The 20075-nt window shown below is 42.5% G+C and carries 13 protein-coding genes and 1 pseudogene; 7 read left to right on the top strand and 7 right to left on the bottom strand.

Annotated features, from left to right (window positions below; genetic code table 11):
* Positions 1–29: 29 nt before the first annotated feature.
* A complete protein-coding gene (locus tag AC4CUZ_RS17300; protein WP_279702118.1) occupies positions 30–815 on the bottom strand; it encodes a 3-hydroxybutyrate dehydrogenase in 786 nt (261 codons plus the stop codon).
* A 37-nt stretch (positions 816–852) separates the two neighbouring features.
* Positions 853–2277, bottom strand: a complete 1425-nt coding sequence (locus AC4CUZ_RS17305) for a GntP family permease (protein ID WP_058869080.1) — start codon at positions 2275–2277, stop codon at positions 853–855.
* Positions 2278–2844: 567 nt separating this feature from the next.
* Between AC4CUZ_RS17305 and AC4CUZ_RS17310 the strand changes: the two genes are divergently transcribed.
* From AC4CUZ_RS17310 to AC4CUZ_RS17325, 4 genes are all read left to right on the top strand, one after another.
* Complete coding sequence (locus AC4CUZ_RS17310; RefSeq protein WP_004694708.1) at positions 2845–3726, top strand: LysR family transcriptional regulator; 882 nt, start codon at positions 2845–2847, stop codon at positions 3724–3726.
* Between the two features lie 236 nt (positions 3727–3962).
* Positions 3963–4667 carry a CoA transferase subunit A gene (locus AC4CUZ_RS17315; RefSeq protein WP_419381377.1) on the top strand — a complete coding sequence of 235 codons (705 nt, stop codon included), beginning with the start codon at positions 3963–3965 and terminating at the stop codon, positions 4665–4667.
* Positions 4668–4669: 2 nt separating this feature from the next.
* A complete protein-coding gene (locus AC4CUZ_RS17320; protein ID WP_419381376.1) occupies positions 4670–5317 on the top strand; it encodes a CoA transferase subunit B in 648 nt (215 codons plus the stop codon).
* A gap of 255 nt (positions 5318–5572) precedes the next feature.
* Complete coding sequence (locus AC4CUZ_RS17325) at positions 5573–5959, top strand: carboxymuconolactone decarboxylase family protein (RefSeq protein WP_333655479.1); 387 nt, start codon at positions 5573–5575, stop codon at positions 5957–5959.
* Positions 5960–6057: 98 nt separating this feature from the next.
* On the opposite strand, the gene AC4CUZ_RS17330 is transcribed toward AC4CUZ_RS17325, so the two are convergent.
* From AC4CUZ_RS17330 to gabT, 5 genes and pseudogenes are all read right to left on the bottom strand, one after another.
* Positions 6058–8184, bottom strand: coding sequence for a TonB-dependent receptor domain-containing protein (locus tag AC4CUZ_RS17330; protein WP_419381380.1), 2127 nt, complete (start codon positions 8182–8184; stop codon positions 6058–6060).
* A 94-nt stretch (positions 8185–8278) separates the two neighbouring features.
* Positions 8279–9370: pseudogene (locus AC4CUZ_RS17335) on the bottom strand (outer membrane protein assembly factor BamB family protein); the annotation flags it as partial.
* A 53-nt stretch (positions 9371–9423) separates the two neighbouring features.
* Positions 9424–10356 (bottom strand): IS5-like element ISAha1 family transposase, encoded by a 933-nt coding sequence (locus AC4CUZ_RS17340; protein WP_004637176.1) that lies wholly within the window; start codon positions 10354–10356, stop codon positions 9424–9426.
* Positions 10357–10684: 328 nt separating this feature from the next.
* A complete protein-coding gene (locus AC4CUZ_RS17345; protein WP_078426050.1) occupies positions 10685–12133 on the bottom strand; it encodes an NAD-dependent succinate-semialdehyde dehydrogenase in 1449 nt (482 codons plus the stop codon).
* 16 nt (positions 12134–12149) lie between these two features.
* Positions 12150–13412 (bottom strand): 4-aminobutyrate--2-oxoglutarate transaminase, encoded by a 1263-nt coding sequence (gabT, locus tag AC4CUZ_RS17350; protein ID WP_490747959.1) that lies wholly within the window; start codon positions 13410–13412, stop codon positions 12150–12152.
* A gap of 577 nt (positions 13413–13989) precedes the next feature.
* On the opposite strand from gabT, the gene pdxR reads away from it, so the two are divergent.
* The 3 genes from pdxR to AC4CUZ_RS17365 all read left to right on the top strand — a co-directional run bounded on the left by pdxR (position 13990) and on the right by AC4CUZ_RS17365 (position 19860).
* Complete coding sequence (gene pdxR / locus AC4CUZ_RS17355; RefSeq protein WP_278345384.1) at positions 13990–15492, top strand: MocR-like pyridoxine biosynthesis transcription factor PdxR; 1503 nt, start codon at positions 13990–13992, stop codon at positions 15490–15492.
* 413 nt (positions 15493–15905) lie between these two features.
* Positions 15906–17351, top strand: a complete 1446-nt coding sequence (locus AC4CUZ_RS17360; RefSeq protein WP_010326144.1) for an amino acid permease — start codon at positions 15906–15908, stop codon at positions 17349–17351.
* Positions 17352–17751: 400 nt separating this feature from the next.
* Positions 17752–19860 carry a TonB-dependent receptor family protein gene (locus tag AC4CUZ_RS17365; RefSeq protein ID WP_078426042.1) on the top strand — a complete coding sequence of 703 codons (2109 nt, stop codon included), beginning with the start codon at positions 17752–17754 and terminating at the stop codon, positions 19858–19860.
* The last annotated feature ends 215 nt before the right edge of the window (positions 19861–20075 follow it).

Here is a 20075-nt window from a genome sequence, read left to right on the forward strand (position 1 = left end):
CTCAATTTTTAAACGTGTGCTGAGCTAAGTTATTGCGCGGTATAACCACCATCCATCACCACGGCTTGACCCGTTACACCGCCCGCCTTATCACTGGCAAGAAAGATCGCATAATCCGCAATTTCTTCTACACTCAATAAGCGTTTTTGCGGCACCATCGCCAAAATCACATCTTCTAATGCACTTTGTTCACTGACATTTCGGGTTTTAGCCAAGTCATGAATTTGACCACGTACCAACGGCGTGTCGACATAGCCCGGACACAGAGCATTCACGGTGATGCCATCGCGTGCGCACTCTAAAGCCGCAACTTTGGTCAAACCAATCACGCCATGCTTAGCACTGTTATAGCCGGCCTTGCCAGCAAATCCAATCAGACCGTTAATCGAGGCCATATTAATCACGCGACCAAACTGCTGTGCTTTCATGATTGGAAATGCGTACTTAATGCCAATGAACGACCCCACCAACATGACATTAATCAGCTTTTGATAGACCGCGGTTGGAAAGTCTTCAATGACAGCAACATGCTGAAAACCCGCATTATTAATGAGGATGTCCAACCGCCCATAGGTTTTCTGAGTCAGTTCAATCGCTGTTTTATATGCCTCTTCATCGGTCACATCGCAAGGCGCAGACAATGCTTCAAAACCTTGCTTTTGAAGTGCCGCCACCGTTTCAGCACACTTCTGGGCATTCATATCAGAAATGACAACTTTTGCACCTTCATTGGCAAATTTCTTTGCAATTTCATGTCCAATACCACTGGCTGAACCAGTAATAAATGCAACTTTATCTTTTAACAGTTGACTCATGATGTACTCCGTTGTCTTCTTTTTTCATTCCAAAGTCTTAAACAATACCAAACCAAGTAAAGGCAGCAATGGCAACAAATACCGCGATGGTTTTAATAATCGTGATGGCAAAAATGTCTTTATACGATTGTTTATGGGTTAAACCTGTCACAGCAAGCAAGGTAATCACGGCTCCATTATGCGGTAAGGTATCCATACCGCCAGATGCCATCGCAACAATACGGTGCATGACTTCAGGTGGAATTCCCATGGCTAGAATCGCAGCATTGTATTGATCGGCCATCGCACTGAGGGCGATACTCATACCACCAGAGGCTGAACCTGTCACACCCGCCAAGACTGTCGTGGTGACTGCACCATTGACCAGTGGATTGGTAAAGGTATTGCCCAATGCATGACTAATGATCGCAAAGCCCGGTAAGGCCGCAATGATCGCACCAAAACCGTATTCAGATGCGGTATTCATCACTGCAAGTAAAGACCCGCCAATACTGGCATTGACGCCATCTTTGAAGCCCGTATAGACACGGCGGAAGTCAAATGAAATTGCCGCGATAATACCCACAATTAAGGCTAAACCCACTGCCCAAATGGCAGAGGTTTTGGCAACATCGACGGTGTAAGCTGCAAGTCCAATGGCATTGAAATCAAAACCGTTTGGATACCACTCTTTAATCGCAGTGGATAAATACTTATTGGTCACAGCAACTAAAATAAGAGGTACAAAAGCCAACCATTGACGCGCGGTAGAACCATTCGAGGTTGTATCTAAGTTTTGTTTAAGTTGTTGTTGCTCGGCTTCTGTCAGCTCAATACCTGTGGCATAGCCGTCGCCATTTCGAGCAGCTACACGGCGACGCCATTCCAAATAGCTCAAACCTGTAGCAAGAACAAATACCGCACCAATCAAACCAAGGAACGGCGCTGCATAAATATCTGTACCAAAAAAGGTCGTCGGAATAACGTTTTGAATTTGCGGGGTTCCCGGCAAGGCATCCATGGTAAAGGTAAATGCACCAAGGGCAATGGTTCCCGGAATCAAACGCTTTGGAATGTTGGCTTGTCTAAAGAGTTGATTTGCAAATGGATAAACTGCAAAGACCACCACAAAGAGACTGACGCCGCTATAGGTTAAAATCGCCCCTAAAAGTACAACAGTTAACATCGCATTTTTAGAACCAATCAGGTTCACAATGGTTTTGGCAATGGATTCTGCAATCCCTGACATTTCAACCACTTTACCGAAAATGGCACCGAGTAAAAACACCAAGAAATAATCTTTAATAAACCCAACCATTTTGGGCATAAATACGCCTGAATAAAAAGGCAAAACGTTAGCGGGGTTAATCAGTAAAACCGCTAACAGGGCACAAATTGGTGCCATAAGAATGACAGAAAAACCTCTGTAGGCTGTATACATCAGTAGCCCAAGAGACAATAAAATTACACCCAAATCCCACATATTTTTTACTCCATCCTTAAAGAAAATATGTCTTGATGTGCTGTGATATTAATGGCGAATGATGTCAAATCTAGTTGAGTCACAGTGCAATCAGCCTGTGTGGAATACGCATTCATCGACCGTCTATTTCCCTCATGACGAGATGTCTATTTGCATTCTGATCTATGTACTATATTTATCCATCAGAGCATTAATATTTCAGCTTATGGGTCAGACTATAATGCATATAAACCCACGCATTGTTTGAAAATAATCATTGAGTAAGAAGAAAAATTGATTAATATCCAAGCCCTAGTAAGACTGATAAAACTAATTGCATCAAGTTAAAGGTAAAATTTCACAATCGCACGAAATGACTATTTTTTATATTTTTCATTCAGTTAAAACATATTTTTACAGACTATCATGCTGTTCGACTTATACTGCTTTGACGACTTGATAAAAATAACACCCACTTCCATCACTTGATCTGTTTTGACCGTCTGTTGTATTTTTCATGTAAACCATTTGAGAAAAACACGTTCATTTTCATTCAACATCGTGTTGCATCATTGCTCAGGGAAGCTCATGACACTCAAACAATTAAAAGCCTTTTTGGTCCTTGCACGTACGCTTAATTATGCCAATGCAGCCAATGAACTGTGTCTGAGCCAATCCGCTCTCAGCTTAAGTATTAAAACATTAGAAGAAGAACTGGGTGGAAAACTGTTTAAACGCAACACGCGCCGAGTAGAAATCACCACTGAAGGTCAGTCCCTCATTCCCTATGCCAAAAAGCTTCTGGCCAACTGGGAGGATATGGAAAAAGATGTCAAACAGCGCTTTAAACTCAACCGTGGCACTTTAAATATTGCCTCAATGCCCTTTGCCACTCATGCGGTACTCCCCGAAGTGATGCATGATTTTGCACAGCAGCACCCCAACATCAGTTTTTCAATCCATGACATCACCAATGAAAAAATCATTGAAAAAGTTCAAGAAGGTATTTTTGAGATTGGCATTTGTTTTGAACCCAAGGCCAATGACCAACTGATTTTTCAGCCTATATTCAATGAAGACTTTTTAGCTCTCTTGCCCAAACACCACGTCTTAGCCAAACAAAAAAGCGTGACATGGCTTGAACTCTGCTCTTGTCCATTTGTGACCTTACAAAACCCCTCGATTATTCGCCATGTGATTGAGGAACATTGTGCTGCGCTTCAAGTGGTGTTGGACTTGAAAGTCGAATGCCACCAAATCAGTTCGCTTTCACATTTTGTTGCCTACGGTATGGGCGTGAGTGCTATTCCACGACACTTCCAAAAATTCATCGATCTTGAAAAAAATGTGTTGGTTGAAATTGAGGACAACCAAGCGCAACTCGCGGTGGGCATTATTTATAAAAAAGATTATGAACTGTCTAACATGTCGTCTCAATTTATTGAAACCACACTTTGGCATCATTTCTAAGCTAAGCTCTCCCCCCTTCTCTGGGCGAAACTGAAGCTAAACCTTAATAGCTCAGAATAAGCCTATGATTATTTGCATAGCTTTCACACATGCTTTGACTCTTCTTTTATCTATTTTTCTTCGTAAATATTCTGCATTAATGAGTTTTTCTTATTATACATTAGAAAGATTCAATTTCTAAAAAGTGCAGCGCAATGCTAAAAAAATAACAAGCAAGGAAGATAAGGAAATAAAAGATGAATAAAGTCGTCACAAATGCAGCCGAAGCATTGGCTGATGTGGTTGCCAATAATCAAACGGTTGCCGTGGGTGGTTTTGGCCTCTGTGGTATTCCAGAAGCATTAATTGATGCCTTAAAAGATACAGGTGTCACAGGTTTAACCTGTATTTCGAATAATGCGGGTGTGGATGGCTTTGGTTTAGGTAAATTATTAGAAACCAAACAAATTAAAAAAATGATTGCCTCTTATGTCGGTGAAAATAAAGAGTTTGAGCGTCAGTATCTCAATGGTGAACTTGAAGTTGAGCTCACTCCGCAAGGTACGCTCGCAGAAAAACTACGTTCAGGTGGCGCAGGTATTCCTGCATTTTTCACCCAAACAGGTGTAGGCACCCTCATTGCCGAAGGTAAAGAAGTCCGTGACTTTGATGGTCGTCCGCATATTTTAGAAATGTCCCTTACTGCGGACGTTGCTTTAGTGAAAGCCTACAAAGCCGATAAAGCCGGTAACTTGGTATTCCGTAAAACAGCGCGTAACTTTAACCCTGACTGTGCCATGGCAGGCAAATTCACCATTGCCGAAGTTGAACAAGTGGTTGAAATTGGTGAAATCGATCCAGATGACATCCATTTACCGGGGATCTACATCAACCGTGTGGTACTGAACACCACCCCTACAAAGCAGATCGAACAACTGACCATTAAAGCAGAGGAAGCTTAATCATGGCTTGGACACGTAATGAAATGGCGCAGCGTGCTGCCCTTGAACTCGAAGATGGTTTTTATGTCAACTTAGGTATTGGCTTACCGACTTTAGTGGCCAATTATCTGCCAGAAGGGATCAATGTTTGGTTACAGTCAGAAAATGGCTTGCTCGGTATTGATGAGTTTCCAACCCCTGATGCAGTCGATGCAGACTTGATTAATGCAGGAAAACAAACTGTCACCGCACGTAAAGGGGCTGCATTTTTCTCAAGCTCAGAATCTTTTGCCATGATTCGGGGTGGACATGTCAATATTGCTATTTTAGGTGCAATGGAAGTCTCTGAAACAGGCGACTTGGCAAACTGGATGATTCCGGGTAAAAAAGTCAAAGGCATGGGCGGTGCAATGGACTTGGTTTCTGGTGTACAAAAAGTTGTGGTTCTGATGGAGCACTGCGCCAAAGATGGCACGCCTAAAATCGTGCCTCAGTGTACCCTACCGCTCACAGGTAAAGCTGTCGTCAGCCGTATCATTACTGACTTAGGTGTGATGGATATCACTGCTGAAGGTATGAAACTGGTTGAACTGGCAAGCGATGTGAGCCTAGAACAAATCCAGAAAGCGACTGGATTAGAACTTATCATCAATGACTTTAAAGCTGCTTAAGTACAAAACAGCATCATTCAAAGCAGCTTCGGCTGCTTTCTTATTAGGCTCAGTCAAAAATATTTTCAGTTTCCAATAGGTATTTTTATGGCCTTTAAATCAAACATAAAAACCATCATCAGCTTGTTCAAGAGCATCTCTATACTCCCAAATTTAGGGAATGATGACTCCCGCGCACATCTTTTTAACCCAAATATCGGATGAAAAACCACACCGCTCGGCTACTATATTCGCATTCCACATCCAGAGGTTCCCATGTCACAACAAGATTATGAAAATGGTTTAAAAGTTCGCAGAGAAGTCATGGGCGAATCTTTTGTTAAACGTGCTCAAGACAATACTGTACCTTTCACCCAACCTTTGCAGGACTGGATTAATGAACATGCTTGGGGCTCAACATGGCAACGTGAAGGTGTATTACCGCGTAAATATCGCTCGTTAATTACCATTGCATTTTTGACAGCACAAAAAAGTCCAACTGAGCTGAAAGGTCACGTTCGTGGTGCGCTAAATAACGGTGCAACGGTTGAAGAAATTCAAGAAGTTCTTTTACACAGTTTGCCTTATTGCGGCGCACCTGCAACTCAAGAGGCGTTCCGCGCTGCGCTGGAAGTGATTCAGGAATATCAAAGCAATCCATAAATAGATTAAGCGCCCATACAAAAGCGTTTTTTGCAGTCGTATGGCGCAATTCATCTGGTTTGGCTATGCAGCATTTTTGCCTAACCAAACCATTTTTATTAAAAGGCTTTGGTCACACTCATGCCAACGCTAAAGTTTCGACCATCGGCCGGTTCAAAGAAGCGACTATTGCTGTCATTTACAATCACTGAGCCAACATAGTTACGGTCAAACAGGTTATCGACTCGGGCATAGCTGTTTACTTTCCAGTCACGGTTTACCCATAAATAGCCGACATTGGCAGCCAAAACGGTATAACTTGGTGCAGTATCTGAGTTGATATCATCGACATAAATTTTATCCATATAGCGTGCTTCTAAGCCTGCTTGGAAACCCTGTTCAGGTTGCCATGCAATACGAGTAAATGCTTGGTTTTTGGCAACTCCGGGAATCTTATTTCCTTTATTAATGGCTTTCGCATAAGTTTTTTTTGAATCATCTGGATTCGCTATTTCTGCTGTATAACTATCAAATTCAGCATCGATATAACTAAAGCTCGATTGTATGTTGAGCTGTTTCCAGATCGTTTGTTGCCATGAAAGCTCTAACCCTTGTCGCGTGGTTTGATCTGCATTACGAAAAGTCGCACGACCATCACGTGTTCCCGCTGTCACTATATCGTTTTTTGTATCTGTCTGGAAAACAGCTAAAGTGAAGAGCCCGAATGGATTCTGCGACTTTAAACCTAGCTCGTAATTATCACTACTCGCAGGTTTTAACGCAAAATTCATACCCGATTTCTTAGGATCAGCGTTATAAGCCATTTCGGTAAAGGCAGGGGTTTCAAAGCCTTTGCCATAACTGGCATAGGCATAAAGTTCAGGTGAAATTTCCCAACCTAATGCCACAGATGGCAATAATTTTTGATAATCGGTTGAGCCACTGTCATCACCATTGCCATCTACAATGTAATGATCATCGGACTCATAATGCACATTGCTATAGCGTAAGCCTGTATCAAGATGCCACGTAGGTAAGAACTGCCATGAAGCTTGTACATACGGATCTAAATTCCATAAGGTATTATTTTCATTACGGCGTAATGCACCTTTTACACCAAAGTTACTTTCATTATCATAATTTTTATAGCCTTTCCGGTCTTCAACCATCCGGTCTAAAGCCACACCGGCAACTAAAGTTGTATTCGGTAAAAGCGCTTTACCCGTCCAACGGAAGTCTGCACCATAATAATCCCGATCAAAATCAATCACGCCACCTGCATGGCGATCATTCTCTTGAAACTCTTTTGGAATCGACTGATATTGTACAACTTGTCGGTTGCCCAAATAGAACATGCTATACAACTCTTGCTGGTCATTCAGCGGCTTAGTCCACGTCAGTCCTGTTTGGGTTTGTTCAATTTCTTTACGGACATTATAGGTATTTTTGCTATCATTGACTTGTTTGGGATTGGCTTTCCACTGCTCACGCTTTAGACCTTGTGGGTCGTCAGCATCAATATCGACACGATTCATCACCCAGTTGATTTTACTGCCATCCTCTAAGTTCCACGTCAGTTTGGCATTATTCAGTACTTTTTGTGCTGCACTATGGTCTCGAAAACCATCGGTATCAAAATAAGAGGAACTAATCACATAAGCGGGTTGATTGGCCTGTTCAGAACCCCCTTGTAATTGGATATTGGCTTGTTGCTTATGGTGGCTGCCTGCATTTAGACCCACTTGAATTGAGTCTTTGCCTTGCCCTTCTTTAGTCTCAGTCAAGATGGTTCCACCTGATGAGTTACCATATAAAGATGAAAATGGCCCTGTCACTACTTCGATGTGATCTAAACTATTGAGGTCAATATTGGAACTTTGCCCTTGACCATCAGGCATGGTCGCAGGAATACCATCGACATACATCCGAATGCCACGCACGCCAAAAGTCGAACGAGCGCCAAAGCCACGCATCGAAATCTGTAAGTCTTGCGCATAGTTTTCACGGTTATTAATTTGTAAGCCTGCAACCCCTTGTAAAACTTCGGATAGGTTCACATTGGCATTGTTTTGTACTGTAGCCGCTTGGACTTTTTGAATGGATGCAGAAGTCGATAACAACTCGCTATCGGTATGTACCGCTTGGACGGTGATGACAGGAAGTTGATATTCTGTCGCTTCTGCATAAGCATGCATAGATTGTAAAATAACCGCTGTCAATAAGGCTTGTTTAAAAGGCGCAGGCATCAAATAAGTTAATCGCACAATATTTCCTTGCTTGTTATTACCATAAAAATGGGAAGCCTATCATCTCGGCAGGCTTCCCATACAATAAAACGTTTTAATCGGCTAAGCTATACGCAACCACATAATCACCATGATCAGGCGACTGACGTGCCCCACCTGCGGAAATGACCACATATTGCTTGCCTGTTTTTGGAGAAATATAGCTCATTGGTGTACCTTGGCTACCTACGGGTAAACGCGCTTTCCATAACTCTTCACCATTAGATGAATTGAAGGCGCGCAAGTAGAAGTCTTGTGTTGCAGCAAAGAACACTAAACCACCTTGAGTTGCCATTGGACCACCAATAGTTGGCATACCAATCGGCGCTTTTAAGCCCATTTTGATGCCCATTGGACCCGTATCTTCAACCGTACCTAAAGGCACTTGCCAAGCCACTTGACGGGTTTTCATATCAATCGCCGTCATGGTTCCGAAAGGTGGTTTTTGGCATGGAATGCCCAATACCGACATAAAGCGGTTTTTATTCACTTTATACGGTGTACCCTTCATTGGCACTGCGCCCATACCAGTGTTGACCTTCTCTCCGCCACTGGCTTCAAGTTTTAAGTCTTCAGGCGTTTGTTTAATCAGCTGAATCCACAGACCTAGGCGCATGTCGTTGACAAACATATAACGATGCGTTGGGTCAAATGCGATACTGCCCCAATTCATCCCACCCAACGAACCCGGAAAACTTAAAGATATATCAGAACCCGGTGCAGTAAAGAGACCGTCATAACGCATCGATTTAAAGTTAATACGACACATCAACTGGTCAAATGGCGTTGCGCCCCACATGTCCGATTCAGTCAAAGTTTGATTGCCAATTTGTGGCATTTCAACTGAACGTGGCTGAGTTGCACTGTATTGCTCATCAGGAATATCTGCAGCTTTGACAGGTTGTTCAATGACTTTGGTTAAAGGCTTGCCTGTCACACGATCGAGTACAAAGAACTGACCAGATTTAGTGCCAATGACGACAGCAGGTTTGGTTTGCCCATTTTGCATTGGAAAATCGACCAAGCTTGGCTGTATGGGTAAATCGAAGTCCCAAAGATCATTGTGAACGGTTTGATAAACCCACTTCTCTTTACCTGTGGTTGCATCCAAAGCCAAAACAGAAGAATTGTACTTATGGTCTACAGGTGGCTTTGTTGCACAAACATTCAAAAGCTAAACTTCTTCCAAGTTATCTAAATTTAAGTGGCAACTTGGGTGTGAGGTCGGCCTAAATCTGTAAATTTATTTAATACGGCCACACGTGCATGAATCTCATTGACTTGGCTTTGAAAGTTTCTCGCACGGAGTTTATCGCCTAATAATTTGATGCAATGCATCTTGGTTTCTATCAGACTTCTGCGATGATAGCCTGACCAATTTTTCCATATTGTTCTTCCTAAACGTTTAACTGTTCGAAGTAATTCATTTCGCTCTAGCGAGCTGGTCTTTGTATCTTTCCAAGGTTTCGCATTTTTTCTTGGCGGAATCACCGCATGTGCTTGTCGGTCTGCAATTACTTGACGGCATTGCTTGGTGTCATAAGCCCCATCAGTATAGACAGAGTCAATCTGCTCATCTTGTGGAATCTGATCGAGTAAATCACCAAGCACTTGTGAATCACTCACATTATTTGTAGTGAGTTGAATAGCGCGTATTTGAAGGGTTTCAGCATCTATACCAATATGAAGTTTACGCCATTGGCGACGATATTCAGGTTGGTGTTTCTTACGCTTCCATTCACCTTCGCCTAGAAACTTTAAGCCAGTAGAATCGACGAGTAGCTGGAGACCATTACTGCTTTTTTGATAGTTAATTGCAATATCAATATGCTTTTGTCTTCTACAAATGGTTGAATAATCCGGTGCTGTCCAATCTAATCTACAAAGATGAATGAGACTTTGCACAAAGCCAGTGACCATGCGTAAAGAAAGACGAAATAAGGATTTGATCATTAAACAGCATTGGATGGCTGTATCTGAATAAGTTTGATTTCGACCATGTTTACCTTTGGGTTGAGCGTACCATTGCGTCTTGGGATCAAACCAAATTGAGAGATTTCCTCGATTTATTAATGCACTGTTATAAGAAGACCAATTGGTTGTACGATAGATTTTAGGTGTGGGCTTATTCATTTGAGAATTATATTGTGGAATAAGCCTTTAGAGATAGGTTTGTGCAACAAAGCCTATGAAAGCATATAAATATTTTAAATAGGCAATCAGGTGATTTAATTGATACTTCTTTACAGCGTGCGACACAAGCTATCATGAAAAATAATGACTTTAGTGATCTTATTTGGTTGATCAAACACTACCCCGCAAAACTATAAGTTTCAGGGTCAAACCAATATTAGACCTTGCAATATTTTAAAATAGATCGACTCTTTCCCAATATACACCCATAAAAAATCAGCCTTGAATGGGCAAGGCTGATTCTTTAACTGATGGTTACTGGACTAACTTAAACAGATAAGTCTACGCACAAATATTTCATTTCGAGATATTCGTCGATACCAAATTTAGAACCTTCACGACCTAAGCCAGACTGCTTCACACCTCCAAACGGAGCCACTTCATTTGAAATCGCGCCAGTGTTGATGCCAACCATACCGTACTCAAGCGCTTCACCAACACGCCACTGACGTGCTGTGTTTTGGGTAAACAAGTAAGTTGCTAGACCAAACTCTGTGTCATTGGCCATTTGCACTGCTTCTTCTTCGGTGTTGAAGCGGAACAATGCAGCCAATGGGCCAAATGTTTCTTCTTTCGCGACTTTCATCTCTTGCGTCACTTCGGTTAAAAGTGTCGGTTCAAAGAAAGTACCACCTAAGCTTGAACGTTGACCACCGGTTTTAACCTGTGCACCTTTGCTAATGGCATCGGCAATATGCGACTGTACTTTTGCAATCGCAGCTTCGTCGATCAAAGGCCCTTGGGTTGAAGTCTCAACTCGACCATCACCGACTTTTAAGTTGGTCACAGCAACCGCTAATTTTTCAACCAAAGCATCGTAAATACCGTCTTGTACATAAATACGGTTGGCACATACACAGGTCTGTCCGCTATTGCGGAACTTGCTGGCCATAATACCTTGTACCGCTTGCTCAAGATTGGCATCATCAAAAACCAATACTGGTGCATTACCGCCTAATTCTAAAGACAGTTTTTTGATGGTTGGCGCACATTGTTGCATCAAGATACGACCGACTTGAGTTGAACCGGTGAAGCTCAACTTTTTCACCGTGTCGCTTTCACACAATGTTTTACCCACTTCGCTTGAATCACCACTGATGTGTAATAACACGTCTTGTGGCAAACCAGCACGCAGTGCTAACACTTCTAAAGCATAAGCTGTTAAAGGCGTTTGCTCAGCAGGTTTCACAATCATTGAACACCCTGCTGCAATGGCAGGTGCTGCTTTACGTGTGATCATTGCTGCGGGGAAGTTCCACGGCGTAATTGCTGCCGTAACACCAATCGCCTGTTTGATCACCAACAAACGCTGGTTCGGCAGTGTTGGTGTTAAAACTTCACCATCGATACGGCGTGCTTGTTCAGCAAACCAACGAATAAATGAAGCAGCATAGCCAATTTCACCACGTGCTTCAGCTAAAGGCTTACCTTGTTCAGCAGTCAAAATCTGAGCCAATGACTCTTTATTTTCCTGCATCAAATCAAACCAAGCCCAAAGCACATCAGCGCGTTGTAGAGCTGTTTGTGCTTTCCACGCAGTTTGTGCCTTTTGAGAACGAGCAATCACTTGCTCAACTGACGCGCGGTCATGGGATTTCACCCATGCCAAAGTGTCATGTGTTGCGGCATCTTTGACTTCGATGTAACCGCCATTTTCAGGCATATCAAAACGAATATCTGGATGCTGTAATAAATCTTTATATTGCGCTTGAAGCATCATCATTACTCTTCAATTATGCTGCAGCAGAAAGTGCAAAACCTTGTTTTAAAATGTTTAAGCCAGCACGGAATTGTTCTGCAGGAATCGTTAAAGGATATAAGAAACGGATCACATTACTATAACGACCACAGGTCAAAATAAGCAAGCCATTTTGCATTGCATAGTTTTGAATTGCTTTCGCTTGATCCGCCGTTTCCAACTCAATCGCGACCATTGAACCCAACGCACGAATTTCTTGGACTGTAGACGAAGACTGTTTGAGTTCATTCAGAACTTCAACCAACTCTGCGCCCAATACATTTGCACGTTCGCAAAGACCTTCTTCTTCAATCACGTCCAGTACGGCATGCGCAGAAGCTACAGCCACTGGATTACCTGCATAAGTACCACCTAGACCACCTGGGTTCGGTGCATCCATCACTTCAGCACGGCCAACCACACCAGAGATTGGGAAACCACCACCAAGACTTTTCGCCATAGTGATTAAATCGGCTTTGGTCTCGTAGTGATCCATGGCAAATAACTTACCAGTACGGGCAAAGCCTGTCTGTACTTCATCTGCAATAATCAAAATACCGTGTTGATCACATAGCGCACGTAAACGCTTTAAGAATTCAGCAGGAACAACGTTGAAACCGCCTTCACCTTGAACAGGTTCAAGCACAATAGCAGCGACATCATGCGCCGCAATATCTTCAGCAAAAATATCTTCAATGCTTTCAATCGCAGCATCGACAGTAATGCCTTTTGACTCTACTGGATAGCGCGCATGGAAAACGCCTGCAGGCATCACACCAAAGTCACGTTTGTACGGTGCAGTTTTACCCGTCATTGCCATCGTCATAAATGAACGACCGTGGAAACCGTTACCAAAAGTCACAATACCGTGACGACCTGTGTAAGAACGTGCAATTTTCACTGCATTTTCTACAGCTTCGGCACCAGTAGAGAAGAATGTTGTTTTTGCTTCACCAGCAATTGGCGCACGTGCATTAATACGTTCAGCCAAAGAAACATAGCTTTCATACGGTACAACTTGGTACGCTGTATGGGTGAATTTAGTCAATTGTTCAGTAACAGCAGCAATAATTTTAGGATGACGGTGACCTGTGTTCAGTACCGCAATACCACCCGCGAAGTCAGTATATTGATTCCCTTCAGCATCCCAAATGGTGGAATTTTCTGCTTTCTCCGCATACCATTGACACATGACACCAACGCCACGAGGAGTCGCTTTTAGTTTACGTGCGTTCAGTGCAGAGTGTTTACTGTCCATTTTGTATCCTCATTCTTGATTCATACATTTATAAAATTTCAGCGTCCCGATCATGCTTTTTGCTGATATACAAAGGACGTGGGGTTTATTGCATTTTGCGCTTTTATTGGCACTAGACGAGAGCCACTTTTCATCAGACAGATGGAGCCAATTCACCCTACCCCTTTATAACTATTTTCCAGATAAAATATTTATTTATTAAAAATTAATAGTTTAAAAAATATAAATTTAAAAAAGGCATACTTATACAAGAGGGCCATTACGGTATTCAACCGAATCACCCAAAATGCTAAAGAAGCCCAAAATTCAGCAAATGACTAGGCTAACCTAGAAACCATTTATGTCCTTCTTTAGGCTTTTCTAATTGTATTTTCAAGCCGTTGTATTCGATTATGTAAATCATCTAAAAAAGCTTTTGCTTTGGATGCGACTTGTGTATATTTCCAGCCCCTTAGTCGCGGGCATTTACTCCCAACGTCTACAAGCGAAATGCTTTACAACGGCTGCCTGACGAGATAATTTTGCATTTACGGTGATCGCTCACGAAAGCCATTTTAATATTGTAGGAGAGAGCCAATTGCGTAGCTTGCTTGGAGATTATTTACTGCAACGATTACAGCAAGATATTGACGGAACCCTACAATTGCGGTTGTTTCGCTGCTTACGCAACGCCATTATTGACAGTGTGCTCGCACCCAAAACTCGCCTACCTGCATCGCGTGACTTAGCCAAAGAAATTAAAGTCTCACGCAATACCGTACTTAGTGCGTACGAACAATTACAAGCGCAAGGCTATGTTGAAGCACGTACAGGCCAAGGCACGTGGGTCGCTGAAAAACTCCCTGAATCCTTTTTGGTCAAAGCTGAAAATACCAATAATCAAACCCAAGAAAAAAAGACCCAGCAGAATTACAATTTGTCGCAGCGCGGTTCCTATCTCATCGGCTATTCAGCTGCATCGCCTTACCAATGGGGCGCGTTTGTGCCCGGTGCACCTGATGTCACAGAATTTCCGCACCATATTTTTAGCCGTATTCAGACCCGCCTCAGCCGTGAACCCGAAATTAACAGTCTTATTTATAGCAATGCGGGCGGTTGTTTAGAGCTGCGCCAAGAACTGGCAGAATACCTCAAAATTGCGCGTTCGGTGCAATGCGATGCAGATCAAATCATTATTACTGAAGGGACACACCAGGCGATCGATTTGGTTTCACGGACCTTAAGTGACCCAGGCGATGAAATTTGGATTGAAGATCCTGCTTATTGGGGGGCACGGAATATTTTACGCATTAATGGCGTGAATCTACGCTCCTTACCTGTCGATCAAGAAGGCATTATTCCTGACCTAGACCCAAAAACCCCGCCTAAACTGATTTTTGTAACGCCTTCACATCAGTACCCTTTAGGCTCTCACTTAAGCTTAGAACGTCGTAAACAATTGATTGCCATCGCGCGCCAGCATAAAAGCTGGATTGTGGAAGATGACTATGACAGTGAGTTCCGCTTCTCGGGTCAGCCCTTCCCTTCTTTGCAAGGTTTGGAACCTGATGCACCTGTCATTTATATGGGAACCTTCAGTAAAACCATCTACCCTGCGTTGCGCATTGGCTATTTGGTGGTCCCTAAAAAGTTGTTTTCACCACTGCGTATTGTGGCATCGGAACTATATCGGGGCGGGCATTTACTGGATCAAAAAGTCTTGGCAGAGTTTATCCGTGAGGGCCATTATGAAGCACATATTCGTCGTATGCGTTTACTCTATAGCAAGCGCCACGCCTTTTTAATCGACCTGATTACACGTCATCTTGGGGCAGATTTCCTGCATGAATACAATACCGCTGCTGGTTTACATTTGATTTTAAAGCTGCCGAGCAACATGGATGATGTGTTGATTGCTAGCAATGCACTTGATCAAGGCGTAAAAGTTCGAGCACTGTCACAATACTATACCAAGCATTATTCAACACGGCAGAAAGGACTACTATTGGGCTTTGCCTGTGTCCGTGAACAAGAAATATTGGTGGCTTTTGGTGTGTTACTCAAATGTCTGCGAAATGCAGGAGTTCGTACGCTGAGTTGATTATTTTTATAAATTAGATACTTAAGTTTTTTAAAACCATTCGACTTGCGACTAAAGCAGCAGTTACAAAGCTAAGTTTTGCTGCTTCATTCTATAAATTATTGAGATGAGAGTAAACATTGGCTCCCCAGCTTTTCACATTTTAGCTGCAATTGGCTCCTTCCAAATGCTAAAAAATGGCTCTCGTTTACTGAGAACAAAAAAGAGAGATTAGGTGCATACATAAACAACATGTAACCGTTTTGTAGCCAAAGTGTGATTTTTCACGCTTTGACAGAAATATCAGATTTATTCATTTTTGCCTTAATAATAATAAAGCCTCTGATCATTCGGTTACAGTTTTAAAGGATGAGTAGTCCGAAAAAGGCTTTGCCCCCTTTTGAAACTACCTCCTTAAGATTAAGGAAAATTATATGGAAGCACCTAAACAAAGCGCTGTGCCGGATGCATCTCAGGGCTTAAAAAATGGACTTAAGTCGCGTCATCTCACCATGATCTCGATTGCAGGTGTCATTGGTGGTTCACTGTTCATCGGCTCGGGAAATGTTATCTATTCAGCAGGCCCTGCTGCAGTTTTGGCCTATGCGTTTGGTGGATTACTCATTCTGTTAATCATGCGTATGCTAGGTGAAATGGCCGTTCTCAATCCAGACAGTGGGTCATTTTCAACCTATGCAGATCGTGCCATTGGGCGTTGGGCTGGTTTTACCATTGGCTGGCTGTATTGGTGTTCTTGGGCTTTGCTGATGGGCTGGGAAGCCTATGTCGCAGGTAAAATTCTCAACAGTTGGTTTCCCTTTATCCCAATCTGGGGTTACATGCTGGTCGTAATTGTGTCCTTAGTTTTGGTTAACTTACAAAATGTCAAAAACTATGGTGAATTTGAGTTTTGGTTTGCACTCATCAAAGTAATTGCGATTGTGATTTTCTTAGTGATTGGTAGCTTGGCTATCATGCATTTATGGCCATGGGGTCAAGCAACTGCATCAGGAATCACGCATTTAACTGCGGACGGCTTCATGCCGAATGGTTTCTCGGCAGTCATCACCGCCTTACTCGGGGTTATGTTTGCCTACATCGGTGCTGAAATTGTTACGGTTGCGGCGGCAGAATCAGAAAACCCTGCCCGTGAAATCCGTAAAGCGTCTAACTCGGTGGTTTGGCGAATTATGTTGTTCTATGTCGGTTCAATGTTTATTACCGTATGCCTCATTCCACATAACAATCCACTGTTAAAAGATCCAACTTGGGGAACCTATAGTGTGACTTTGTCAGCACTTGGCATTCCAGAAGCAAAACACATTGTTAACTTTGTAGTCCTGACCTCGGTATGTAGCTGCTTTAACTCGGCACTCTATACCTGCTCACGGATGTTATTTTCACTGTCCAACCGTGGCGACGCACCGAAAAGCTTTGGTTCAATCAACCGTAATGGTAGTCCGTGGATGGGCGTTCTGGTCTCGTCATTATTTGCTCTGGTCGCAACGTACCTTACTGCAACTGAAAGTATGAATGTCTATGACATCTTCATGTTAGCAACAGGTACAGCAGCGTTGTATGTCTACTTGACCATTGCCTTCTCACAATTACGTATGCGTAAAAAATTAGAAGCCGAAGGACAAGTGATTGACTTTAAAATGTGGTTATTCCCTTGGCTCACTTATCTTGCCATCGCATTTATCATTGGCGCACTCATTACCATGCTTGTGGAAGGCACCTACTTCAAAGAAGTGACTTACACTAGTTTACTTGCTCTGTTTATTGTTGGATTGGGCATCTGTGCACAGAAATTTAACTGGGGAAAGCATGCTCAAGATAAGCCTATGAATACTCAGGCGGACTTGACCAACAATCTGTAATGTTAAACTAATGTCAGATTGAGCAAAATTCAACATACACTAAAACCAATGGCCTCCCAGTGAAAGCCATTGGTTTTTTAGGCTAAACTCAGCAATAAGTTCAATTTTTACTCAAATGTTAGCCACCGTTTTTATCTATCTTTCTGTATTCATATTCTAGAAAACTGTCAGCCTGTTTGATATTGCAGAGCCCTTTCAGAAAAAAATTTTGTATAGATTGCCGCCTCACTTTTAAGTGCTTTCACTATTCCCTTTATTCTAATAATTTTTATATAACACTTGAATAAAAAGCAAACGATTATCATTTACAGATCTCGCTAGTCAGCTTATCATTTCACAAACTTACAAATTCTCCGTATTTTCTTCACATTTAACCTATACATCATTTTAAGGATCTCTTGTGTTACTCCCTCATTTCAAAAAATCAGTCCTCACCCTCTGCTTATTTCCCTCCATACTTTATGCAGCCGATACATACCCTACTGTGACGCTTAACCCGATAATTGTGCAAGCCGAAGGCAACTGGTTAGATGAAGCCAATGCACAGAAAGTACTAAATCATGCTGGAGCGCGTACAGTCATTCAGCGTGATGAGTTGATTAACCGAGGCGTAACTTCTGTCAAAGAGGCTTTACGCACTGTGCCTGGTATTCAAGCTCCTGAAAATGCAGGAACAGCAGGGAGTGATGCATCGTTAAGCATCGGTGTCCGTGGTTTAACGTCACGGTTTTCACCACGCTCACAGGTACTCGTGGACGGTGTTCCACTTTCGTTTGCCCCTTATGGTCAATCACAACTCTCCTTAGCACCCACTAGTTTAGGCAATACTGAAAGTATCGACGTGGTGCGTGGCGCGGGCTCTGTTCGCTTTGGGCCACAAAATGTAGGAGGGATTATTAATTTTAACTCGCGTACAATTCCTGAAACCTTTGCTGGAACGGTAGACCTCACTACAGAAATTGCAGAAAACGGTCATGTAAAATTTAACCCCAACTTATTTGTGGGTGGAACCTTAGACAACGGTTTAGGCTTAGCGCTGTTATATTCTGGCGTTAATGGAGAGGGTTTTCGCGATAAAAATGATGACTCTGACATCAACGATATTCGCTTAAAAGCAGCTTATGCAATAGATGAATATGCAAAAATTGAAGCCAATCTACACCGCTACGATGCAGATGTAGATATGCCTGGAGGTTTAACCCCTGCTCAATTTGCTGAAAATCCATATCAGTCCTTGCGCAATCATGATTATATGAAAGGGCATCGTACTGACGGTTCAGTTAAATACAGCTATAAAAAAGATGACAATGCCTTTGAGCTTTTGGCCTATCACACTGACACCTTCCGTGATGCAGGAATGGAACGTAGTGGATCAAAACTGTACCAAACGGCGCCACGTAATTATAAAGTGACGGCAATCGAGCCACGGTATTCGCATGCGTACCAACTTGGGACTACTGAAAATGAAGTTTCTGTGGGCTATCGCTATCTACATGAAACTAGTGAAGAGGCGGTTAATCGTGCAAGCTATAACACGGTCACAGGCCCTACAAATGAATATGCTTGGACCAAAGCAGACGGGAAAACAGATGCACATGCATTGTTCATCGACAACCGCACAGATGTGGGTGCATGGTCTCTGATTCCTGGTGTTCGTTTTGAGAAAATCAAAACCACCGAAAATATGTACAAATTAAATAAAGATGCATCGGTACTCAACGGAGTACATGCTGAAAAATCCTATGATGCAGTATTACCAAGCTTTTCAGTCATGTATAAAGCCAATGATTTGTGGAATATTTTTGCAAACTACGGTAAATCTTTTGCACCACTACAATATAGCCAAATGGCTAATACCAATGCGTCAGGTGCCTATCTGACCATGCAAGGCTTGCAACCTGAAAAAGCCAATAATTATGAAATTGGTACACACTATTTAGACCCATATCTATCCCTAGAATTCACCCTGTTTTATATTGATTTTTCTGATGAATTAAAACGAGATGATGCAACTCAAACTTACTCAAATTTAGGTGCCACTGAACACAAAGGAGCCGAGTTCGGATTTAAATATAATCTCGGTGCAATCAGTGACGAACTCAGCGGTATTTCGCTATATGCCAATACCACTTACACCAAAGCAACCGCATCTGCTGGGGAAAACAAAGGACAAGATCTCGACTTTTATTCACAATTGGTCGGCAATGCTGGAATAGACTATAAAGTTGATCAATGGACACTAAACACTAATTTCTACGGTCAATCTGGTCAAACCGCATCGGGCACCCATGATGCTACTGGACGCTATGGCAACATTCCTGGTTATGGTTTAGTGGGTGTTCGGGCATCCTATGATTTTTCCAACACACAACTCAATGGTCTCAAAGTGGGCTTCGGTGTGAAGAACCTATTTGACCGTGAATACTACACTCGTTCAGCGGATCAAGTCGGTGGAATGTATGTAGGTGCGCCACAAACGTATTATCTACAAACCTCATTTGATTTCTAGACACTCAATTCTAGAAAAGCAAATATTCAGGCAGAGACACCTCTCATTCATCTTTGCAAAAGTGATGTCCTCGCCTGAAACAACTTTCCCTTTATTTCTAGACAGCACCAAAAGCTGAAATGGATACTCTATCTGATAAATGTCAGCCCCTCGGCATAAGCTGCTCAACTCAACCTACAACCTTCAAATCTAATAAAAGATACTAGAATCCCTTA

Source organism: Acinetobacter sp. 789_lipA, from assembly GCF_058242845.1.